Below are 23,021 nucleotides of genomic sequence, written 5' to 3' on the forward strand. Positions count from 1 at the left end.
CCTAGAGGCGCGCGCGCCAAAGTGTCCAACTTGAAGGGGGTATCGATCGATGCCCTTTTTGGATTGATGGAACGGCGGGTGCCACACCCACCGCTGTCATTCCCCGCGACCCGGCTACGCCAAGGATCCAATCACTGCGGTCACGGAGGTACGGGATCGCCCGCTCCAGTGCGCGATTGCGCACAAGGCGGGCGATGACGGCGCAGGTGTGGAGGCAGCGCGGGCTATTGCCGTGCGCTTGGCAGCAGCAGCGGCAGGAAACCGCTCGTCACGCTGGGCGGCACCGCATCGAGGCCAAGCACCGCGCTTGCCGCCGGCAGTGCCGCATCCGCCATCGCTGCATGGCCTTCCGCGCTCGGATGCACGGCGCCGCCATAGACCGCGGAGAGGACGCCCCAGGTGGCGTCGTGGATGTCAGTCGGCTGGCTCGCCGCCGGCAACCCTTGCGGATAGGTCATCGCGGCGAAATAGCTGTCGTTGGCGTCGCGGATCCAGCGCGCGCGGGGCAGGTAGGCGCGGTATTCCGAGGCGCCGCGGCCGCATAGCATCGGCTGGCTTGCTGCGCTCACGATGTCAGGGTTGAAGCTCTGGCCGTTCTCGGCAAAGCAGCTGCGGTCGAATTCGGGATCGTTGCCCGAATGCGCGCAAAAGCCGTGATCGGCGAACGCGGCCTGATGCGCATCGACGAAGGTCATGCGGTCGGATTCGGGATCGCGGCACAGCGCGCCGCGGGTGCAGGTGGCGAGCCCTTTCAGCTGCGGCAGGAACTCGGTGTCGACGAAGGTCGAGACGCGCGCGAGGCGCTGCGGGTCGGCATTGAAGGACGGGTGGATGTCGAAACCGGCGCGACCGCCGCGGCAGGGCACACCGCCATCGGCAAGTGCCGGATTGGCGTAGGAGACATAGACCACGTGCGAGAGGTCGCCGCCGACGAGCGGCTTCAAGGCCTCACGCAGGCGAACGAAGTTCTGCGGCAGCTCGCGCGCCAGCGCGTCGCGGGAATCATCGACGCTCGCCATTACGCCGGAGCGGCGGAACAGCGCGCGCTCGGTCGCGGTGTCGACGATGACGTCGGCGACGAGGCCGGAGAAATAGACGTCGTTGGCGCCGACCGACAGCAGCACGAGATCGAGCGTGCGATCGGGCTGGCGCTTCTTGGCCGCGGTGAGCGCTTCGCGCAATTCGGCGACCTGCGCGTTCACGCTGGTGTTGCAGACGCCGGTCTTGCCTGGCGGGCATTCGCGGGCGCGCTGCGAGCCCAAGAGCCCGTCGCCGATGCTGGCGCCGGTGCAGGCGAGCGGCAGGAAGGTCACCGCAATGTGAGTGTAGCGCACCGCGAGCGCGAGCGCGGTGCGGGCCTGGTAGCTGTAGAGCGAGCGGTGGCACGGCGCGTTGAACCACAGCGCGCTGTAGTGCTGCCAGTTGGCGAGCGCATCCGGTGCCTCGCAGGCGCGCCCGCCTTTGTAGCCGGCGCGGCTCGGCCGGTAGTACTGCGCACCGGCGGTGCCGAGATAGGAGCGGAAGCAGAAGCCTTCGTCCGACAGCGCCAGCGGCCGGTCCGGATTGCCTTCGCCCGAGGCGATGCTGTCCCCGAGCCCGGCGACGAAGATATCGCGGACCGCGATCTCGGTCTGGACGCGCTGGGTCGGATCGGAGCCGGAGGAGACGTCGACGGTGGCGACCGTCTGTTTGCCGTAGCGGACGCGCAAATTGACCGGCTCGGCGCAATCGAAGGTCGATTGTTGCGGCCCGTCGCCGTCGTCGAAGCTCCAGGCGCAGGTGGCACCGACCGGCACCGCGCCGGTCAGGCGCACGGTGACGGGGTGGTCGATCGGGGTGATGTAGTTCTCTTTGACATTGTCGCGGGTGCAGGGCTGGTTGACCCGGCCCTGCAAGTCGATGCAGAGCCGGTTCACCATGTTGCGGGCCCAGCCGCGGCCCTCGCTCTGGAGCTCCAGCGATTGTTCGGCGGCGAGGATGCTGCGGTTACGCGCGTTCTCGACATGGAGCAGGAAGTCGCGCTCCTCGCGGAACAGGCGGAAGCGGTTGCGCACCTCCCAATTGATTTGCATCGCGCCGGCCCCCTGCGCGGCAGCGCGCCCGGACGGCAAAACGGTCAAAATCCCGGCAAGCAGCAGCGCGCAGGCAGAGAGGGTGCGAAGGGAAGGTTGGATCATGGCCCGCGTCTTCAACGGCAAAGTTGAGGCGGAAATAAGAGAGCATAGCTCCCCCGCCCGCAACCTTTGTCTGCCGGTTTTGGGGGGCGGGCGCGGCTCAGCGCTTGCTGGCTTGCCGCACCAGACGCTCGCGCTCCATCGGCGTCACTTGCTTCGGCAGATTGGCCTGCGCGCAGGCTTCCGCCAGCCGCCGCCGCTCCTGCCAGGGCTCCACCACGTTCATCCAGAGCTCGCGGGTGCCCATGATGGAGATGGCGAGGCCGAACGGGATCACGAAATAGAGAATGCGGAACACCAGCAGCGTCGCCAGAAGCTGTTCGCGACCGAATTCGGGCAGCGCCACCAGCATGGCGGCGTCGAACACGCCGATCGAGCCGGGGGCATGGCTGGCAAAGCCCAGCAGCGTCGCCAGGATGAACACGACGGCAAGCGAGAGGAAGTCGATCGGCGGATTGGCTGGCACCAGGAGGTACATCGCCAGCGCGCAGAAGCCGAGATCGATCACGCCGATCAGGATCTGCACCAAGGTCAGCGGCGCCGACGGCAGCACCACCTTCCAGCCCTTCTGTCCGAGTTCGCGGCGCTTCTCGCCCATGCAGAGCCAGACTAGATAGGCGCCGATCGAGGCGAGGCCGCCGAACGCGATCAGGCGGTTGATGGAGGACGGCAGCTGATCCATGTACGAGGCGGCGTCGGGATGGATCGCCATGCCGATCGAGAGCACGAAGATGTTACCGAGCCAGAAGGTCAGGCCCGACAGGAAACAGATTTTCGCAACGTCGATCGCATTCAGCCCGTAATCCGAATAGATTCGGAAGCGGATCGCGCCGCCGGTAAACATGGTGGCGCCGATGTTGTGGCCGATCGAATAGGACGTGAAGCTGGAGAGTGCTGCGATGCGATAGGGCACGTGCTTCTTGCCGATCGTTCGCAACGCAAAAAAGTCGTAGAAGGTCAGCGTACAGAACGCGAAGACGACGCAGATCGCCGCGAGCCCGATATTTTCCCGGGGAATCTCGGTCAGCGCGGTCAGGATGACGCTGGTATCGATGCCTTTGAGGGTACGCACAAGCGTGGTGACCGCGAAGGCGATGATGAAGACGCTCGCGGCAATTCCGAGCCGTCGCCAGCCGATCCATCGTTTGAAGCCGCGTTTCAGCGCGGTCAGCAGTCCGTGCATTCATCCTCCCGGCAGGGGGCAAGATCGACAGGGCCAGGCATTGGCCGGTCGGCCGCGATCACGGCCTGTGGGCGTCGATCGCTAAGCATGATGTAGCTCATTTAAGGCAAAAACGGCGACTTGTGCAGCCCTTGACAAAGGTAGGTTCTGCTTTGGACCTGCGACCTTTGTCATACACGGTTCACATCCGGCGCGCGTTAAGCATGATGAGTCGGATGCGCGGCTTGGATCGCGCGTCCGGATTTTGCCACGGTTTCAAATCTTGGCGCCCGTTTCCTTGTTCCACCGCAAGCAATGCGGGCTTTTTTTGGAACGTCGATGCTGGGTGCCCGTTAGCGGCCCATCAGCAATCGAACATAGCGGAATAAGCGGCTTTTTCGTGCAAGCCGATGCCGCTGTGTTCCCAAAACCTTGAGAGGATCGGAACGATGGGACTGTTCACAAAAGACATCAAGACCATGAACGACCTGTTCGTGCACCAGCTCCAGGACATCTATTACGCCGAGCAGCAGCTCACCAAGGCGCTGCCGAAAATGGCAGATAAGGCTACCGATCCGCAGTTGAAGCAGGGCTTTTTGACGCACCTCCAGGAGACCAAGCAGCACGTCACGCGGCTCGAGGAAGTGTTCAAGATGCACGGCATCACCGTCAAGGCGATCGACTGCCCGGCGATCGACGGCATCATCGAGGAAGCCGACGAGACTGCCGGCGAAGTGGCCGACAAGGCGGTGCTGGACGCCGCGCTGATCAATGCGGCGCAGGCCGCGGAGCATTACGAGATCGTCCGCTACGGCAGCCTGATCGCCTGGGCCAAGCAGCTTGGCCGCAACGACTGCGCCAGCGTTCTCGCCAAGACGCTGGAGGAGGAGAAGGCGACCGACAAGAAACTGACGGCGCTCGCCGAGAGCAAGGTCAATCTGCGCGCAGCGAGCTAGCGATCTAGTGTTGGTCTGGAGACGCCGTGCAGCCGCGCGGCGTCTCCTTCGTGTTGCGGCGCCTGCCCATCCCGCTATTTCAGTCCAGGTCATGTTTCGATCATGATCGAATCATGATGACGCGGTGGACGCGTATGCTTCGCATGGGGCTGCAAACCGAGGTGGCAGCATGCGAGCTAACACCATCAAATACGAAACCTTCAACGACGGAGCCGGCGCGCCGCGTGCCGGCGCGCATCTTGCGACCTCGCTCACGCTGGCGGCGATGAGCCTCGGCTATGGTGTGGTGCAGCTCGACGTCACCATCGTCAACACCGCGCTCGATGCGATGGGCAGGACGCTCGGGGGCGGCGTTGCCGAGCTGCAATGGGTGGTCAGCGCCTACACCATTGCGTTCGCCGCCTTCATTTTGACAGCCGGCGCGCTTGGCGACCGCATCGGCGCCAAGCGCATCTTCATGGCGGGGTTCGCGATCTTCACCGCGGCCTCGCTCGCCTGCGCGCTGTCGCCCAACGCCATCGTCCTGATCGCCGCGCGGCTGGTCCAGGGGTTGGCGGCGGCGATCCTGGTGCCGAATTCTCTCGCGCTGCTCAACCATGCCTATGCGGATGACCGCGCGCGTGGCCGCGCCGTCGCGGTCTGGGCCGCCGGCGCAAGTCTCGCGCTCACCGCCGGCCCGTTCGTCGGCGGCGCGCTGATCACACTGGTCGGCTGGCGCGCGATCTTCCTGGTCAACCTGCCGATCGGCCTCGCCGGCCTGTATCTGAGCTGGCGCTACGCGACCGAGACCACGCGGGCGCCCTCGCGCGAGATCGATCTGCCCGGCCAGTTTGCCGCGATCGGGGCACTCGGGGCGCTTGCCGGGGCGATCATCGAAGGCGGTGCGCTCGGCTGGAACCATCCAGCGGTGATCGCGGCTTTCGTCGGAGCCGCCGTTCTCGCCGTGCTCTTCATCTGGCGCGAGGCCCGCGCAGCGCAGCCGATGCTGCCGCTGTCGCTGTTTGGTCACCGCCTGTTTACCCTGACCACGATCGTCGGCCTGCTCGTCAATGTCGCGATCTATGGCCTGATCTTCGTGCTCAGCCTGTACTTTCAGAGGATCAACGGGCTGTCGGCGTGGTGGACGGGTCTGGCCTTCGTGCCGATGATGGGGGCGGTGCTGCCGGTCAACCTGCTGGCGCCGCGTCTTGCCGAACGGATCGGCCCGTGCCCCACCATCGTCGTCGGCGCCTGCATCTCGGCGTTCGGCTGCCTCGGTCTGATCTGGATCGAAGCCGGGACGAGCTACTCCGCGATCTTTGCGCAGATGATCGCGATCAGCGGCGGGCTCGGCCTGCTGGTGCCGCCGCTGACCTCGACCTTGCTGGGCAGCGTCGAGAAGGCGCGCTCCGGAATAGCGGCGGGCGTGCTGAACGCGACGCGGCAGACCGGCAGCGTGCTCGGCGTCGCCCTGTTCGGCTCGCTGGTGGCCTCCGAAGGGGCATTCATGACGGGGCTGCACCTTGCGCTGGTCATCTCCGCGGCCGTCCTGCTGCTGGCCGCCGCGCTGATCGGTGTCGGTGCGCCCGCGCGGGGATGAACAATGTGAGCGAACCCACACATCTTCCGTTCACCAATCCCGAAACAGGCACATAGCCAGTTACGGATCGTCCACCTCTGTCGTTTCAAGTGCAGCGCGATAGAGGCTGGCAATGTATCAAGTTCTTTACTGTCTTACCGACGAGCATGATTTGCGACTTGTTGCGCTCGGCGGCGCGGTGTGTCTGCTCGCGAGCGCTGCGGCGATCAGCTTGTTTCACCGGGCGCGCGCGGCGCGTGGGAGCGCTCGCGTGGCGTGGATCGCGCTCGATGCTGCCGTTGCCGGCTGCGGCATCTGGGCGACCCATTTCATCGCGATGCAGGCCTACGGCCCCGGCGCCGGCGGCGCCTACAACATTCCCGTGACGGTGCTGTCGCTGATCTTTGCGATCGCAGTCACCTTCATCGGTCTCAGCATCTCGGTGTCGACAACGCGAGGATCCCTGGTTGCGCTCGGCGGAGCTGTCGTCGGCGGTGGCGTTGCGGCCATGCATTATACCGGCATGATGGCGTTCGAGATCCCAGCCCATGTCGGCTGGGCAACCGGCGCCGTGACCGTCTCGATCCTGCTCGGCATCCTCTTCGGCTCGCTCGCCCTGTTTGTCGCGGGACGGCGCGACGGCGTGTCCGGTGCCCTAGGCGCGACGGTCCTGCTGACGGTCGCCATCGTCTCACATCATTTCACCGCCATGGGCGCGCTGGAGCTGACGCCCGATCCGACGCTCACGGTCAGCGGTCTTTCGATCCCGCCGGCGTCTTTGTCGATCCTGACCGCCAGCGCGGCGGCTGCCATCATCGCGATCGCGCTCGCGGCCGCCGTGCTCGACCGTCGTGCCAAGGGCGAACTCGGACGCCAGCAGGTTGTGCTGGATACGGCGCTCGAGAACATGTCGCAGGGCTTGTGCATGTTCGATGCGGACGGCAAAATCCAGCTCTTCAACGAACGCTACGCCGCCATGCTCGGCCGCACCGGCATTCCGCTCGCCGGCCGGCTCCTCGTCGACGTGCTGCGGGAGGAGCAGGCCAAAGGCCAGTGGCAGGGCGATGCGGAGGAGTTCTTCGCGCGCCTCGTCGCCGATGCGCGCGAGGGCCGCACGACCAGCCAGATCGTCAACCGGCTCGGCCGCTCCATCCGCGTCGTCAACCAGCCGATGCAGGGCGGCGGCTGGGTCGCGACCTTCGAGGACATCACCGAATGGCTGGAGGCGCAGGCCAAGATCTCGCACATGGCACGCCATGACGCGCTGACCAGTTTGCCCAACCGCGTGCTGTTCCACGAGCAGCTCGAGCAGGGACTGCGGCGCACCAAATCTGGCGACCAGCTCGCGGTGCTCTGTCTCGATCTCGATCATTTCAAGGACATCAACGACTCGCTCGGCCATCCCATCGGCGACGCGCTGCTCAAGGAGGTCGGCCGCAGGCTGAAGGCCACCGTCGGCGAAAACGACACCGTGGCGCGGCTCGGTGGCGACGAGTTCGCAGTGGTCCAGATCGGACGCTCCGAGGAAACCGCGGCCAGATCGCTCGCTGGCCGCCTCGTCGAGGTGATCTCGGCGCCTTACGAGATCGACGACCACCAGATCGTGATCGGCGTCTCGATCGGCATCTCGCTGTCGCCGCAGGACAGCGACAATCCGGACGAGCTCTTGAAGAACGCCGATCTCGCTCTGTACCGCGCCAAGGCCGATGGCCGCGGCACCTATCGCTTCTTCGAGACCGGCATGGACGCGCGTGCGCAGGCGCGGCGGCTATTGGAAATGGATCTGCGCGCGGCGCTGCAACGCGATGAATTCGAGGTGCACTATCAGCCGATCCGCGACGTCGCCAGCGATCGCGTCGTCGTCTTCGAGGCGCTGCTGCGCTGGAACCATCCGCAGCGCGGACTGATCTCGCCCGTCAACTTCATTCCGCTGGCCGAGGAGACCGGCCTCATCGTCCAGCTCGGCGAGTTCGTGCTGCGCGGCGCCTGCGCCGATGCGGCCGCCTGGCCCGCCGATATCGACGTCGCCGTCAACCTGTCGCCGGTACAGTTCAAGAACCCGAACCTGATCGCGTCGGTGACTGCGGCGCTCGCCGCCTCGGGACTGAGCGCGCGCCGTCTCGAGCTCGAGATCACCGAATCCGTGCTGCTCCAGAACAGCGAGGCGACGCTGACCACGCTGCACGAGCTGCGCGCCATGGGCGTGCGGATCTCGCTCGACGATTTCGGCACGGGCTATTCGTCGCTGAGCTACTTACGCAGCTTCCCGTTCGACAAGATCAAGATCGACCGCTCATTCGTGTCGGAGCTGGCGACGCGCCAGGATTCCATGGCGATCATCCGCGCCGTGACCGGCCTCGGCCGCAGCCTCGGCATCGTCACCACCGCGGAGGGCGTCGAGAACGATGCCCAGCTCGAGCTCCTGCGGCGCGAAGGCTGCACCCAGGCGCAGGGTTATCTGTTCAGCAAGCCGCGGCCTGCCTCGGACGTAGCGTTGATGCTGGAGCGTCCGCGTTTGCGGGCGACCGCCTGAACGATCAACTGCGGCGCAACGAGAAATGCGCGCCGCAGAACGCCATCACGGCACCGAGGCACAGAGCGGCGAGCCCGGCGAGCACGACCGAGACGGTCGGGATCGGGCTCGGTGCCGAGGCGGCCTGGCCTGCGCCTGCGAGCAGGAGCACGCCGACCGCGATCAGGAACTGCCGCATCCGCTGCGGGATCTGGCCATCGACGGCGCTCTGCATCAGGCTCGCCGTGAAATAGCCGCCGGAGAAGCCGACGGTTGCGATCAGCCACCACGCGATCGCCGCGCCCGCAGGCATGAACTCGTGGGTGTCGGAACGCCAAAGACCGCCGAGGTCGAGCCCGTAACGCGCGCCCAGCATGTGCACGGCGAGCGCGAGCAGCACGCCGGAGATCACGGCGGCGCCGAGAATCAGGCGGCGCGGAAAGAAGGTCGTCTCAGCCATGGCTCGCTTGTAGGATGGGCGAGGGCGGTCGCGCAAGCATATCGCAGACGGGATTGAGTGAGGGATGCAGGTTTCGGGAGCTGAGGCGGCTGCGGCCACGAGCTACGCCTACAAGGCGTCGCTAATCGGCTCGGCGCATCGCTTCGAGCTGACGCAGGAGGGCCTGTCCTGGCACATCGCCGGCCGCTCGGGCCTGTGGCGCTATGACGAGATCAGTGCAATCCGCCTGTCGTTCCGGCCGGTCTCGATGCAGCAGCACCGCTTCCGCGCCGATGTCAGCCACCGCGGCGGTGGCCGCATCGCAATCCTCTCGACGAGCTGGCAGACCGCCGCGCTGATGGCGCCGCAGGACAATGGCTTTCGCGACTTCATCCTCGAATTGCATGCGCGGATGGCGAAGGCGGGCAGCCGCGCCGAATTGACTGCAGGACTCGGTCGCAAGACCTATGCCGCGGTGCTGGCGTTTCTGGCGGTGCTGACGGTCGCGATGGCGGGGCTCCTGATCCGCGCGCTCATGATCGGCGAGTTCGCAGGGGTGCTGTTCATCCTCGGCTTTGCCGCGCTGTTCGCCTGGCAGGTCGGCGGCTTCGTGCGCCGCAACCAGCCGCAGAGCTACAGTTTTGATCACGTGCCGAAGGCACTGCTACCTTAGTCCCCCAACGCGCTACTCCGTCGAATCAAAATCCTCTTCCTTGGTGCCGAGCAGCGACACGATCGTGCGCAGGCCCGAATCGAGCTGCTCGAAGCTGGGTGGGGCGAGGGCGAGTCGTACCGCATTCGGCGCATGGCCATGCGCGATCGCAAAGGTGGAGGACGGCGTCAGCGCGATGCCGCGCCGGGCTGCGGCGGCGACGAACGTCTGCGAGCGCCAGTGCGGCGGCAGCGTCAGCCAGAGATGATAGGAGCGCGGGTCGGCGGCGTGCTGGTAGCCGGCGAGCAGCCTTGCCGCGGTCTGTTGGCGGCGCGTGGCGTCGATGCGCTTCAGCCGCGTCAGCTCGGCGACCGTGCCGTCGGCCATCAGCCGCTGCCCGGCCGCCAGCGCATGACCGGAGGCGGTCCAGCCGCCGGTGCGCACCGCGCTCATCACGCTCTCGCGCAAGTGCGGCGGCGCGACGAGGATACCGAGCGCGAGGCCCGGCGCGACCTTCTTGGACAGGCTGTCGATGACGATGCAGCGGTCCGGCCCGAGCGCCGCCAGCGGCGTGTCGTCGGCGAGGAAGCCGTAGACGGTGTCCTCGATGATGGTGAGATCGAGCTTCTCGGTGACGCGCATGATGTCGGCGCGCCGCGTCGCGTTCATGGTGACGCCGAGCGGGTTCTGGATGATGGGCTGGAGGTATAGCGCCGACAGATGCGCCTCGCGATGCGCCTTCTGGATCGCGTCGGGCCGCGCGCCATGCTCGTCCATCGGGATCGGGACCAGCGTGATGCCGAGCCGCGCGGCGATGCTCTTGACGTAAGGATAGGTCAGCGCCTCGACGCCGCAGCGGCCGCCGGTGGGCACGAGCGCGGCGAGCGCTGCCGCGAGCGATTGCTTGCCGTTGGCGGTGAACACGATCTGCTCGGCCTGCGGCGCAAAATCCTTGCGCGCGAGATAGGCCGCGGCGGCATTGCGTGCGCTCTTGGTGCCGGTGCTGGTGGAGACGCGCAGCGCGGATTCGAGCGCATCGACGCGCTCCAGCCCTGCAAGGCTCTTGGCGATCATCGCCCATTGCTGCGGCAACAGGGGATAATTGACCTCGAAGTCGATCCGCGCATCGCGCGGCTCGCTTATGGTCTCGACCTCGCGCCTGACGTCGCCGGAGATGAAGGTGCCGCGGCCGACCTCGCCGACCACGAGGCCGCGGCGGAGCAGCTCCGTGTAAACCCGGCTCGCGGTCGAGACGGCGATGCCACGGTCATAAGCAAAATTGCGCTGCGGCGGCAGCCGGTCGCCGGGCCTTAACGTGCCGTTAGTGATATCGGCCGCAATGGCATCGGCAAGCTTCACGTATTCGAACTTGGACATTATTGCACCGAGAGCAATGTTTTACTTGCTCCGAGGAATGTACTGGAGCATTTAAGTTCCATCAAGTTCCGCGATTGAGCCGAGGAAAGCGAGAGCAATCCGATGGCAAATGAGGTGCAGGCGCTGACCGCGTCTGCGCCAACGGCACCTGCTTCGCCGCGCGGGACAACAGGCCGGAGAAGAAGAATGACCACGATCTCGCAAACTGCCGGGCGGAGTTTACGCCCATCCTCGTCGAGCGGATTTTTGGGCACGCTCGTCAACGCCGCCTATGCGCTGTTCGACCGCTTGGAGCGCCGCTCCGCCGTCAAGACGCTGAACGAGCTCGACGACCGCGCCCTGCGCGACATCGGGATCAACCGCAGCCAGATCGAGGACGCCGTCTACGGGCAGTTCAAGGCCGAGCTGTCGCGGTATCTGTGAGGCCGCGTGTCCCGGACGCGCTGCAGCGTTCTTACGCTGCTGCGCAGAGCCGGACCCAAAAGGCCACGTACGCGCTGCTGCATAGGCCCCGGCTCTGCAACGCACCGCTGAAAAAGCGCTGCGCTGCGTCCGGGGCACGGGGACTGTTGCTGAACTGCAGACACACCTTCGCATCCCCGCGGCGCATTTCGCCCGAGCTTTGCCTCGTCACTCCACCCTCAATTGAGAAGAGGGCGCAGGCAAGACCGAGGCAAGACCGGGTGCCGGTCCACTGCGCGAAAGGTGGCAACAAGAAGCTGCACAGCGGCATACAGGTGGAGCCGAGCAACCGGCCTTCCCTGCGCAGTGGTTGGAACGGCATACGTCGTGCTCTCCCCCGGGAGCGATGTACGATTGCCCCCGTCGCCGTGCGGATGGCTGATGCGCGTGTCCGGTTGGACTGCACACATCACCGCAAGACTTGGCGCACAGACCCCGGGCGCCAGGACCACACGATTTGGCCGTACGCGAACCACACCTGTCGTTGGCGCGACGCTCTCGCTCACGGCTGCCCGCCCTGCGAAACTTGTCGCGCCGATGTGGCCCGCGTCCACCGCCGCCCGGCCCGCGTTCGTGACGATCGCGATCCGCCCCTCTTCCTTGGGCCGGGTTTGCGGCGACATATGCGCGATTTCCGAATTTCGGTGAAGCGGAATATTTTGGAGATGGTGGCTTGACCGAACGCTTGGGTGTTTTGCCCGCGGGCAGCGCAAGGTCTTGTAGCCCGGTGCAGAGGGATCAGGCGAAGGCGGCCTGGTCCCACGTTCCGCCGAATGCTCGATCGTCTTCGCACTGGTCGGGCTTGCGGCGAAGCGCCGGCGCCGAACCCGCGCCGCGCCGCTGCCTGGCGTCGATCCGCCGCATGCCGGTGCGAAGGCGGGCAAGCAGTGCCTCCGCGCGGACAGCGGCCCGCTTCACGAGAAACGCGATCGTGGTGGCCCGGCTCAGGACGCTGAGCATCAGCACCACCGAGAAGACGTCAATATAGGCGACGAGGTCCCCGACCAGCATCAGGGCGGGAGGCAGCGGCACGCTGTGGTAATAGGCCAGCAGAAGGATGGCTACCGGGACGAGGGCCGCCACCTTTCGCCAGGTCAGCCGGTCCAGCAGTGCCGCAAATTGCACGACCAGGATTTCCCACAGCGCATCGCCGATCGCGAGCGGGATTTCATAGCTCCACTTGCGCCACCAGTTCTTCACGGCATTGCTCCGCGTTCAGTGCCTGACCACCAGAACCGAGCACTTCGCGTAACGCACGACGTGCCCGGCATTGGAGCCGAGGAAATAAGTGCGCATCGCCGGCCGGTGCGAGGTCATCACGATCAGATCGGCCTTCATGTGCACGGCTTCCTCTAGGATCTCGTGATAGATGCCGCCCTGGCGTACCACGCTGGAGATGCGCTCCGGCTCGATGCCGGACTCGCGCGCGACGATGGCGAGGGCTTCCTCCGAAGTCTGGCGCTGCTGCTCGTCGAAATCCGCCGGCACGTATTCGGCCAACATCACCGGCGTCATCGGCAGGACGTTGAGCAGGCGCACCGTGCCGTTCCAGGTCTGCGACAGCGTTGCGGCGGTCGCGATCGCCGGCTTCGCAAGGTCGGTGTCGGCGAGGTCGATGGGCACGAGGATGGACTTGAACATCTGCGCCTCCATTTGAACCAAGCCGGATCGACCGGTCGAGACGGCGCCCGCGCGTCTCTAACCCGATCGAAGCAGCTTGGGGCTGACGAACAGCACCAGTTTGCCGCGGCGGTACGCCACGTCGCTCCAATCCTTGACGTCAAAGTCGAATATCGCAAGTCCCGCGGTGGGCAGATTGTCCGCGAGCGCCTTGGCGCCGGCGGGATCGCCGCCGCCCGTCAGCATCAGGGCGATCTCATGCATGCCGGGATTGTGTCCGACCAGCAGCAAACGCCTGGGGTCGGCGGGGGCGGTTGCAGTGCGAATGGATTCCAGGATCTGCGCGGGATCGGCGCCGTAGAGTTCCGGCAGGACCTCGACCTCAGGCGCCGCGACGCGGTCCTTCATCGCCTCCCAGGCGATGTCCCAGGTCTGCCTGGCACGGACGGCATGCGACACCAGCACGCTCTCGGGGAAGGGGGGATGCGCGGCGATCCAGTCGCCTATCTGGGCGGCGTCCTTGTGGCCGCGGTCGTCGAGCCGGCGGTCCTGGTCACGGCCGCTCGGCGCGTCAGTCTCGGTCTTGGCGTGACGCAGCAGCATCAAACGGCGCATGGCATTCCCGAATCGTTCCACGTCCAGAATAATCTACAGGCGCCCGTTAAGGACAAGGTGACAGGCGCCCGATCGGTCTTTAAAGCGCGACGAGGAATAGAACAAATCGTCATCGCGATTTAAGTTGTTGTTTTGAACGTGATCTTTTCGGAAAACCGCTGCACACTTTTCCGGATCATGCTCTAAGAAAACTGCATGAGCGAGACTTTCACAAGCGTGTCCCAGCAGGAAGCCGGCTTTCGCGACCGCGTGCGGCTGTCGTTCGATCTCGACGCCGACATCTGCGTGATCGGGGCCGGGCTGGCCGGACTGTCGATCGCGCTGGAGGCGGCCCGGCTCGGAGCCAGCGTCGCGGTGCTCGAGGGCCGCCATGTCGGCTGGAACGCCTCCGGCAACCAGCTCGGCACCGTGACGCCGGGCTTCGCCCTGCCGCTCACCGACTTGATCGAGCGGATCGGCTTCGAGGACGCGCGCGAACTGTGGACACTGTCGAAGGAGGGCGCCGAGTTCGTCCGCGCCAACGCCAGCGAGGCGAATATCGCGGGCATGGGCCTCAGCGAAGGCGTGCTGGAGGTCTCCAACGTCGATGCCGGCGACCGGCTGATCAGCCGGCTGCAGATGCTGAGCGAGGATTTCGAGACCGAGGTCGAGGGCTGGCTGGTCGATCGCGTCCGCGAGACGCTCAAGACCGATCGTTACTTCCACGGCGTGTACTATCCGAGGGCGTTCCAGGTCGATGGACGCAAATATGTGCACGGCCTTGCGGCATTGGCGCGGCGGGCAGGGGCACGCATCTTCGAGGAGACGCCGGTGGTCAGCATCGATCATTCCGGCCTCCGCAAGCGCATCGTCACGCCTTCGGCGCGGCTGCGCGCGACCCACATTGTGCTCGCCGGCAACATCCATCTCGGCGCGCCCTTGCGGCGGCTGTCGGAGACGCTGCTGCCGGTCTGGCGCTATGCCGGCATTACTGCGCCGCTCGGCGAGCGCGTGCACGAGATCATCGCGTTCAAGGGGGCGGTGATGGATTCCGACGGCGTCGACCATTTCCGCATCATCGACGGCGACCGGCTGATGTGGGAGAGCCCGGAGACCACCTGGGCCGCGCGCCCGCAGCGCTTTGCAGGCAGCGTCAGGCGGCGCATCCGCAGCATCTTCCCCGCGCTGGGCGATGTCGAGATCACCGAGATGTTCGGCGGCGCCACCGGCCAGACCGTGCACGGCATGCCGCAGATCGGCCAGTTGCGCAAGGGACTGTGGGTGGCGAGCGGGTTCGGCCGCCAGGGCATGAACACCTCGGCCATGGCCGGGCAGCTGATCGCGCGCAGCATCCTGTGGGGCGATGAACGCTGGAAGCTGTTCTCGCCGTTCGAGCTGGTCTGGGCGGGCGGCGTGACCGGTCGTGTCGCCGGCCAACTGGTCGGGCTCTGGGGCAGGGCGAGTTCCGCCGTCGCGGGGTCGCTCGCGCGCTATCGCGAGCGTGCCAGCGTCAAGGACCGGGAACGCGAGGCACGGCTGGCCGAAGCCAACCGCGCCGCCGGCACCGGTCCACGCCGTCTGTCGCCGGGCGTGCGGCCTCGGCCGGCCCCGGCACCGAAACCTGCGCCGGAAGCCGTGGAACCGGTTCCGGAGGACACCAGCGTCTCGCAATAAGCCACGCGAAAAATTCCGCTCGGACGTGTAACGTCGGTCGGGAGAGCCCGTATCTCAGGGCGTGGACTCCCGCGCACGGAGAATGAGATGTTTGACCGCCGCATCCTGCTAACGACTGCCGCCGGCCTGTTCGGCCTTTCCGCCTTCCGCTGGCTGAGAGGATCTCCGGCCGAGGCAGGCGAGAAGGCCGCCGAAAAGTTCGAGATCGAGAAGACGGAGGCCGAATGGCGCGCGCAGTTGACGCCGCAGCAATATGAAATCCTGCGCAATCACGGCACCGAGCGGCCCGGCTCCAGCCCACTGCTGAAGGAGCACCGCAAGGGCATTTTCGCCTGTGCCGGATGTGACCTGCCGCTATTCGCGTCCGACACCAAATTCGAGAGCGGCACGGGTTGGCCGAGCTTCTACCAGCCGATCGAAGGCAATGTCGGCAAGACCGAGGACCGCACCTACGGCATGGTGCGCACCGAGGTGCACTGCCGGCGTTGCGGCGGCCATCTCGGTCACGTCTTCGACGACGGTCCGAAGCCGACGGGACTACGCTACTGCATCGACGGTTTCGGGCTGGTTTTCCACCCGGCCGCGGCGTCGGCGACGTAGCTCTCGGCGCAGTCATTCCGGACCGATGCGCCAGCATCGAAATCTCGAGGTTCCGGATTCGGTCCTGCGGACCGGCTCCGGAATGACCCCATCTCCCGGCAATTGTTGCCGGTCCCGGCAATTGTGCCCCGGTCATCGGATCGGGGCTTTTTCGTTAAGTCGTTGATTTCATGAAAATACCCGCATTGGCATAGCCCTTGCGACTGTCTCTTCCGACTGCGGCCATGGTCGACCGGCCGCCGGGATCGGATTTGGAGACAAAGGTATGGGTATCTTCGATGCAATGAACACCTCGGTGGGTGGCCTGCAGGCGCAGTCCTACGCGCTGCAGAACATTTCAGGCAACATCGCGAACTCATCCACCACCGGTTACAAAGGCATCGGCACCAGCTTCGTCGATCTCATTCCCGACGCCTCGGTTCCGAGTAAGCAGGTCGCGGGCGGCGTGACGGCCAACGCGAAAGCGACCATCACCACGCAGGGCACGATCTCGTCCTCCTCCGTCGCCACCAACATGGCGATCACCGGCGATGGCTTCTTCTCGATCCAGAAGGCAACCGGCGTCGTCGACAACGTTCCGGTGTTCAGCGGCGTCACCTACTACACCCGCCGCGGCGACTTCCAGCTCAATGCCAACGGCAATCTGGTCAACGGCGCCGGCTATTACCTGATGGGCACCACGGTCGACCCCAAGACCGGCAACCCCACTGGCAACGTCGCCACCGTCCTGAAATTCCAGAACAACTTCATCCCGGCGCAGGCGACCACCTCGATCCAATACGCCGCGAACCTGCCGAGCGTGCCGAACACGGCGGCGAGCTCGACTGCCGCGAGCGGTACGCTGCTGGCAGCCGGCGGGCTGAACCCGTCTGATTTCGCCGCCAGCCCGCTGATCGTCGGCACGCCGCCGCCGCCGTATACGAATGCGACCATCTCCGGCGCAGCGGCGACCGGCAATCTGCGCTCAGCCTATACGGCGACGACTGCGACCGGCACCGTGGCGCTGCAGGACAGCGCTTCGGCTGCGGCAACTGGCAGCACGTCGCTCGATTCCGCCGTGTCCCCGCATCTCAACACCAGCCTTCTCACCAATCTGGCCGGCAAGTCGCTGACGGTCAACGGCCAGAGAATCGACTTCGACAACACCGTCTCGGGCACTTCGACGGCTGCAGGCCCTCCTGTAGTCACCACAATTGGTCTGAAGTCGCCCACCACCTCGCTGATGTCGGATGTCCTCAACGCGATCGCGTCTGGAGCCGGCGTTCCCGCCGCGAACGTGAGTATCAACTCCAGCGGTAACATCCAGATCACAACCAGCACCACGGCCGACGTCACGATCAGCGGCACCGCGGCAAGCTTGCTCGGCGTCAGCAGCGTGACGCGCGGTGGTAACGTGCTGTCCACCCCCGCGATTACGGGCGCTACAGTGCTCGGCGGTAGCGCGACGCCTGGCGGGCCGGAAGTCCTCTCGACGCCCTTCGTGGCCGGCAACACGATCCAGGTCAACGGCACGGCAGGCCCCAATACGATCACCTTCGTGAACTCCGGCGCCACCAGTTCGACCCCGAACCTGATCAACGTTACTGACGACATCGCGACCCTGCTCCAGAAGATTGACGCGCTCAGCGGTGCGAGCGGTTCTTCGATCAGCAACGGCGTGATCACCCTGAATACCGGCATCGCCAATCCCACCTTGACGGTGACCAGCAACAACAGCAGCGCCTTCGCGGCGCTCGGCTTCACGTCGTCCATCTCCAAGAACCGCGGCGGTGGCGGCACGGCCGGCACCGGCGGCGTGATCGGCAACGACATCGCGACCTTCACCAAGGAATCGATCAGCGGCGGTGCGGTCACCGCCTACAACGCCGCGGGCACGCCGGTGAACCTGCAGCTGCGCTGGGCCAAGACCGACAGCGCCTCGCTGGGCACCGGCCATTCCGACACCTGGAACCTGTTCTACCAGACCGATCCGAACGCGACCGGCACGACGGTCGGCTGGGTCAATACCGGGCAGGCCTTCACCTTCGCCGCCGACGGCTCGCTGACCTCGCCGAGCGGCTCGGGCGTCACCATCAACAATGTCAGCGTCGGCGGCCAGTCGCTCGGCTCGCTCGCCTTCAACATCTCCTCGGGCGGCCTGACGCAATATGCCTCGACCAGCGGCGCAGTGACCATCAACACCATCACCCAGAACGGCTACGCCGCCGGTCAGCTCCGCTCGGTCGCCGTCAACAACAACGGCCTCGTGGTCGGCACCTTCTCCAACGGCCAGAACCTCGACCTTGCCCAGGTCTCGTTGTCGCACTTCAACGGCACCAACTATCTCAAGGCTCTCGACGGCGGCGCCTATGCGGCGACCGAGCAGTCGGGGCCTGCGATCGACGGCGCTTCGGGCACCATCAGCGGCTCGTCGCTGGAAGGCTCGAACACCGACATCGCCGACGAGTTCACCAAGCTGATCGTGACCCAGCAGGCCTATTCGGCCAACACCAAGGTGATCACGACGGCCAATTCGATGGTGCAGGACCTCCTGAACGTGTTGCGCTGATCGGCGCGTGACGTAACCAAAGGCGGTAAGTACACATGGGTTTGAGTTCAGCCCTCGCCAGTGCGATGAGCGGTCTGCGTGCCAACCAGGCCGCGCTCTCGATCGTCTCCTCGAACGTCGCCAACTCGCAGACGCCGGGTTACGTCGTCCAGACCCCGAACCAGATCGAGGTCACCACCGGCGATTTCGGTTCGACGGCGATGACGACCGGCGTCAGCCGGGAGCTCGACACCTATGTGCTGAACCAGCTGCGCACCGAGACCGGCGGCAGCGGCTATGCCGACCAGATGGCGAACATTCTGAAGCAGCTTCAGAATGTCTACGGTACGCCCGGCAACGACGGCACGCTCGAAAGCGCGCTCAACAAGTTCACCTCCTCGCTCCAGGCGCTGTCGACGAGCTCGGGCGCGTCCTCGGCGCAGACCGTCGCGCTGAGCGCCGCCCAGGCGCTGGCGCAGCAGCTCAACGTCACCACCAAGGGCATTCAGTCACTGCGCTCCAATGTCGAGCAGGATCTCGGCAATTCGGCGCAGGCGGCCAACGCGGCGATGCAGAAGGTCGCCGACATCAACACCAAGCTCCAGGGCCTTTCGGCCAACGATCCCTCCGCCGCGACGCTGATGGATCAGCGCGACCAAGCCATCAACACGCTGTCGAAATATGTCGACGTGCGCGTCACCACCGACGGCTCCAACCAGGCCAACATCTACACCACCACCGGCATCCAGCTGGTCGGGGCCGGGCTCGCCTCGCAATTCTCCTTTGCTTCCGCCGGTGCGCTGTCGGCGACCTCGCTCTACAACACCGATCCCGCCAAGTCCGGGGTCGGCGCATTCAACATCAAGCTGCCGAACGGCTCGCAGCTCGACGTCGTCGCCAACAACGTGGTTTCCTCCGGCCAGATCGCGGCCGATCTGAAGCTGCGCGACCAGACGCTGGTGCAGGCGCAGACCCAGATCGACCAGCTCGCTGCCACGATGTCGAGCGCGCTGTCCGACAAGACCACCGCCGGCAGTGCGGTCTCCGGTCCGCCGGCCGGCTTCGACCTGGACCTTGCCGGCGCGCAAGCCGGCAACACGGTCAACATCACCTACACGGACACGGCGACCAACACCCAGCGCCAGATCACGCTCGTCAACGTCACCGATCCGGCGGCGCTGCCGCTCCAGAACGCCACCAATGCCAACCCGGTGCGGGTCGGCGTCAATTTCTCCGGCGGCATGGGTGCGATCGCCTCCGCGCTCAACACCGCGCTGTCAGGCTCGCATCTGTCGTTCTCCGCCGCGCCGCCGCCGGCGACCGCGACGACGCTGCGGGTCACCGATGACAATACCGGCCTTGCCAAGGTCAATTCGGCCTCGACCTCCAAGACGATGTCGGCGCTGGCCTCGGGAAATCCGCAACTGGCGCTGTTCACCGACGGCGGGCAGGCGCTCTACACCGGCGCGATCACGGCATCGGGCTCGCAGATGACCGGCCTTGCCGGGCGCATCGCCGTGAACACGCAGCTGGTGGCCGATCCGACCAAGCTGTCGGTCTACAACACCTCGCCGGTGACGCCCGCTGGCGACACCACGCGCTCGGACTATCTCTACTCGCAGCTCACCAATGCGGTGTTCTCCTATTCGCCGACGACCGGCCTCGGCTCCGCGAACCAGCCTTTCACCGGCAGCGTCTCGAACTACCTGCAGCAATTCCTGAGCATCCAGAGCAACGCCGCGACGCAGGCGACCCAGCTCCAGCAGGGCCAGAGCGTCGTGGTCTCGACGCTCCAGGCCAAGTTCAACTCGACCTCCAGCGTCAACCTCGACTCGGAAATGTCGAACCTGATCCAGCTTCAGAATGCCTATGCCGCCAACGCCCACGTCATGTCGGTGGTGCAGAGCATGATGAATACGTTGATCCAGGCTCAAGCGTAGCAAGTAACAGGGCTCTGAAAGATGTCGATCAGCAGCATCAACTACTCCTCGTCGGTCCTCGGCGCGCAGATCCGCAACATCAACCAGCAGCTCACCGATCTGTCGACGCAGCTCTCGACCGGCAAGCTGTCGCAGAACTATTCCGGCATGGGCACCAACGAGGGATTTGCGATCGCCGGGCGCTCGCAGCTCTCCAACATCGCCGCCTATACCGACACGATCACCAACGTGAACGTCAACATCAACCTCGCCAATACCGCGCTGCAGTCGCTGACGACCATTCGCACCAACACCCAGACGGGTTCGGCCAGCACCGCGCAGGATCTCAACGTCAACGGACAGACGGTGGCGCAGAACACGGCCGCAGCCCAGTTCGGCTCGATGGTCGGCGTGCTGAACACGCAGTCGGGCAACCGCTATCTGTTTTCCGGGACCGCGTACAACACCCAGCCGGTCGCCAACGCCGGGGACATCATCAACGGCACCACGACGCAGGCGGGCTTCAAGACCGTCATGGCCGAGCGCCAGGCCGCCGATCTCGGCGCCAACGGCATGGGGCGCCTGGTGCAGACGCAGCCGACGCCGAGCTCGGTGAAGGTGGCGGAGGACGCCGCCGGGTCGCCGTTCGGGCTCAAGATCAAGGCGGTGTCCTCGACGCTGACTGGGGCGACCGTCACCGGCCCGAGCGGCTCGCCGGTGTCGTTCTCGGTCGATCTCAACGGCGTCAATCCGAACAACGGCGACAAGCTGAGCGTCCAGTTCACGCTGCCGGACGGCACGACCGAGCAGATCGACCTGACTGCGTCGTCGGCGACGCCGACGCCGCTCGGCAGCTTCGCCATCGATGCGAGCGTCCCGGTCAACCCGAACAATACCGCGGCGAATCTCAACACGGCGCTGAACACGGCGATCAAAAAGCTTGCCAACACCTCGCTTGTGGCGGCCTCCGCTGTCACCGCGGGTGACAACTTCTTCAACACGGCAAGCTCGGTGACCGGAACGGCGGCGGTCACCAATCAGGTGGTCCCGCCCGCTTCGAACATCGCCACTGGCGCGACGGCGCTGTCCGGCGCAAGTGGATCGGACTCGATCACGCCGGGCTTTTCCGCCGGCGACACCATCACCGTCAACGGCACCACGCTGACCTTCGTCAATTCGGGGGCGACCGGCAACCAGCTCAACGTGACCGACAGCATCCAGACGCTGATGAGCAAGATCGACCAGATCACGGGCACCTCCAAGCCGTCGACGATTCATGGCGGCGTGATCACGATCAACACCGACGACGCCGCCACGTTGAACATCTCGAGCCCAAATGCGGCAGCGCTGACTTCGCTCGGCTTCCCCTCGTCACCGATCACGGCCACGCAGCCGCCGCTGCGCGTCGGCTCCTCGCCGGCGAGCTCGGCCACCACTCTGGTGAACGGCTCGGCCAACACTATCAAATGGTACCAAGGCAATGACGGGCCGGGTTCGCCGCGCTCGACTGCGGTCGCGCGGGTCGACGATTCCGTCACGGTGCAGTATGGCGCGCAGGCGAACGAGGACGCGATCCGCCGGCAGTTGCAGGCGATTGCCGTGTTCGGCACGTTTTCGACGACCCCGGGCGGGCAGTATTCCGGCGGGCAGGTCGCAGCGCTGAGCCTGCGCACGACCCAGGCGTTGACCCAGCAGCCGGGGCAGCAGCGCATCGAGGACATCCAGACCGACATCGCGATGGCCCAGAACACGATGAAGAACGCGACCACGCGCCAGACCCAGGCCAAGGCGCAGCTGCAGTCCATTATCGACCAGGCCGAATCGGCCCCGCAGGATCAGGTGGCGAGCGAGATCCTGGCGCTCCAGAATGCGCTGCAGGCATCCTACCAGGTGACCTCGAACCTCGCTCAGCTCTCGCTCGTCAAGTTCCTGTAAGGAAGCGTTAAGGCGTCGTTAACCATGCCTCTTTACCTCTTGGTGAGGATTGGAGCGGGGCGGAGCGGCCGATGTCGGGGAGGATGCAGCTGGTGGCGGCGACGCCGTGCTTCGGCGGCCAGGTCTCGAGCATCTATGCCAGCTCGATCTTCGCGCTCCAGCGCGCCGTGCACGGCATGTCCAATCTCGATCTCAAGGTGCACCTGCGAGACGGCGATGCGCTGATCACACGCGCGCGCGCCAATCTGGTCGCGATGTTCCTGGACGATCCCAAGGCGACGCATTTCCTGTTCATCGACGCCGACATCGGCTTCAGGCCGGAGCAGGTGTTCCGGCTGATCGAGTGCGGGGCGGACGTCGTTGCCGGCTGCTATCCGATCAAGCGGGTGAACTGGGACAAGGCGAAGCGGGCGATCGAGGCCGGCCGCACCGACGTGCCGGCCGCCGCCCTCGACTACGTGCTCGAGGTCGAGGACCCCGACCGCATCGTGGTCGTCAACGGCTTTACCCGCGTGCGCTACGCCGGCACCGGCTTCCTGATGATCCGCCGCCACGTGCTGGAGGCGATGTGCCGTCATCCGGCCTACGCAAATCTGCAATTCTTCCGCGAGCATTCCCACGATGCGCTGGCGGCGAGCCAAAACCGGTTTGCGCTGTTCGAATGCATGATTGATCCCGCGACCGGCACGTATCTCTCTGAGGACTTTGCCTTCTGCAAGCGCTGGACCGACATCGGCGGGGAAATCTGGGCCGACATCCAGAGCTCGCTCGACCATGTCGGGCCATCGGTGTTCCACGGCGACATCGCCTCGCAATTCGCAGCCGCGCCAGCGGCGGCGGCCGACGCGGCATGAGCCCTG

General features: G+C 65.7%; 18 protein-coding genes. 11 read left to right on the forward strand and 7 right to left on the reverse strand.

The genetic code is table 11. From position 1 onward, the window contains the following. Positions 1-224: 224 nt before the first annotated feature. Positions 225-2,177, reverse strand: a complete 1,953-nt coding sequence (locus ACVWY3_RS04155; RefSeq protein WP_456837312.1) for a hypothetical protein — start codon at positions 2,175-2,177, stop codon at positions 225-227. 97 nt (positions 2,178-2,274) lie between these two features. Then, positions 2,275-3,357 (reverse strand): lysylphosphatidylglycerol synthase transmembrane domain-containing protein, encoded by a 1,083-nt coding sequence (locus tag ACVWY3_RS04160; protein WP_456837313.1) that lies wholly within the window; start codon positions 3,355-3,357, stop codon positions 2,275-2,277. Between the two features lie 428 nt (positions 3,358-3,785). Between ACVWY3_RS04160 and ACVWY3_RS04165 the strand changes: the two genes are divergently transcribed. From ACVWY3_RS04165 to ACVWY3_RS04175, 3 genes are all read left to right on the forward strand, one after another. After that, on the forward strand, positions 3,786-4,292 hold the full coding sequence (locus tag ACVWY3_RS04165; protein ID WP_456837314.1) for a YciE/YciF ferroxidase family protein: 507 nt from the start codon (positions 3,786-3,788) through the stop codon (positions 4,290-4,292). A gap of 169 nt (positions 4,293-4,461) precedes the next feature. Continuing rightward, on the forward strand, positions 4,462-5,871 hold the full coding sequence (locus tag ACVWY3_RS04170; RefSeq protein ID WP_456837315.1) for an MFS transporter: 1,410 nt from the start codon (positions 4,462-4,464) through the stop codon (positions 5,869-5,871). A 112-nt stretch (positions 5,872-5,983) separates the two neighbouring features. Continuing rightward, a complete protein-coding gene (locus tag ACVWY3_RS04175) occupies positions 5,984-8,383 on the forward strand; it encodes a bifunctional diguanylate cyclase/phosphodiesterase (RefSeq protein WP_456837316.1) in 2,400 nt (799 codons plus the stop codon). A 4-nt stretch (positions 8,384-8,387) separates the two neighbouring features. Here the strand turns inward: ACVWY3_RS04175 and ACVWY3_RS04180 are convergent, their stop codons facing one another. Next, a complete protein-coding gene (locus tag ACVWY3_RS04180; RefSeq protein WP_456837317.1) occupies positions 8,388-8,822 on the reverse strand; it encodes a hypothetical protein in 435 nt (144 codons plus the stop codon). Positions 8,823-8,886: 64 nt separating this feature from the next. On the opposite strand from ACVWY3_RS04180, the gene ACVWY3_RS04185 reads away from it, so the two are divergent. After that, positions 8,887-9,474, forward strand: a complete 588-nt coding sequence (locus ACVWY3_RS04185; RefSeq protein WP_456837318.1) for a hypothetical protein — start codon at positions 8,887-8,889, stop codon at positions 9,472-9,474. 12 nt (positions 9,475-9,486) lie between these two features. Here the strand turns inward: ACVWY3_RS04185 and ACVWY3_RS04190 are convergent, their stop codons facing one another. After that, positions 9,487-10,830 carry an aminotransferase-like domain-containing protein gene (locus tag ACVWY3_RS04190; RefSeq protein ID WP_456837319.1) on the reverse strand — a complete coding sequence of 448 codons (1,344 nt, stop codon included), beginning with the start codon at positions 10,828-10,830 and terminating at the stop codon, positions 9,487-9,489. 186 nt (positions 10,831-11,016) lie between these two features. Here ACVWY3_RS04190 and ACVWY3_RS04195 point away from each other — a divergent pair, with 186 nt between their 5' ends. Then, a complete protein-coding gene (locus tag ACVWY3_RS04195; protein WP_456837320.1) occupies positions 11,017-11,253 on the forward strand; it encodes a DUF1127 domain-containing protein in 237 nt (78 codons plus the stop codon). Positions 11,254-12,030: 777 nt separating this feature from the next. Here ACVWY3_RS04195 and ACVWY3_RS04200 read toward each other — a convergent pair. Genes ACVWY3_RS04200 through ACVWY3_RS04210 form a run of 3 tightly spaced genes read right to left on the reverse strand, consistent with a single transcriptional unit; the run spans position 12,031 to position 13,527 of the window. Continuing rightward, entirely contained in the window at positions 12,031-12,492 is a 462-nt protein-coding gene (locus tag ACVWY3_RS04200) for a hypothetical protein (RefSeq protein WP_456837321.1), read from the reverse strand. A 15-nt stretch (positions 12,493-12,507) separates the two neighbouring features. Next, a complete protein-coding gene (locus ACVWY3_RS04205) occupies positions 12,508-12,933 on the reverse strand; it encodes a universal stress protein (RefSeq protein WP_456837322.1) in 426 nt (141 codons plus the stop codon). Between the two features lie 57 nt (positions 12,934-12,990). After that, positions 12,991-13,527 carry a SixA phosphatase family protein gene (locus tag ACVWY3_RS04210; RefSeq protein ID WP_456837323.1) on the reverse strand — a complete coding sequence of 179 codons (537 nt, stop codon included), beginning with the start codon at positions 13,525-13,527 and terminating at the stop codon, positions 12,991-12,993. A 195-nt stretch (positions 13,528-13,722) separates the two neighbouring features. On the opposite strand from ACVWY3_RS04210, the gene ACVWY3_RS04215 reads away from it, so the two are divergent. From ACVWY3_RS04215 to ACVWY3_RS04240, 6 genes are all read left to right on the forward strand, one after another. After that, on the forward strand, positions 13,723-15,180 hold the full coding sequence (locus ACVWY3_RS04215) for an NAD(P)/FAD-dependent oxidoreductase (RefSeq protein ID WP_456837324.1): 1,458 nt from the start codon (positions 13,723-13,725) through the stop codon (positions 15,178-15,180). An 87-nt stretch (positions 15,181-15,267) separates the two neighbouring features. Then, positions 15,268-15,780, forward strand: coding sequence for a peptide-methionine (R)-S-oxide reductase MsrB (gene msrB, locus ACVWY3_RS04220; protein WP_456837325.1), 513 nt, complete (start codon positions 15,268-15,270; stop codon positions 15,778-15,780). A gap of 265 nt (positions 15,781-16,045) precedes the next feature. Next, the gene (locus ACVWY3_RS04225; RefSeq protein WP_456837326.1) at positions 16,046-18,328 is read left to right on the forward strand and encodes a flagellar hook-basal body complex protein; all 2,283 of its coding nucleotides are present in this window, start codon (positions 16,046-16,048) and stop codon (positions 18,326-18,328) included. A gap of 35 nt (positions 18,329-18,363) precedes the next feature. Then, positions 18,364-20,247 carry a flagellar hook-associated protein FlgK gene (flgK, locus tag ACVWY3_RS04230; protein WP_456837327.1) on the forward strand — a complete coding sequence of 628 codons (1,884 nt, stop codon included), beginning with the start codon at positions 18,364-18,366 and terminating at the stop codon, positions 20,245-20,247. Positions 20,248-20,268: 21 nt separating this feature from the next. Beyond that, on the forward strand, positions 20,269-22,161 hold the full coding sequence (locus ACVWY3_RS04235) for a flagellar protein (RefSeq protein WP_456837328.1): 1,893 nt from the start codon (positions 20,269-20,271) through the stop codon (positions 22,159-22,161). Positions 22,162-22,232: 71 nt separating this feature from the next. Beyond that, the gene (locus ACVWY3_RS04240) at positions 22,233-23,015 is read left to right on the forward strand and encodes a hypothetical protein (RefSeq protein ID WP_456837329.1); all 783 of its coding nucleotides are present in this window, start codon (positions 22,233-22,235) and stop codon (positions 23,013-23,015) included. Positions 23,016-23,021 lie beyond the last annotated feature (6 nt).

The sequence above is a fragment of the Bradyrhizobium sp. USDA 4486 genome (genome assembly GCF_054057995.1).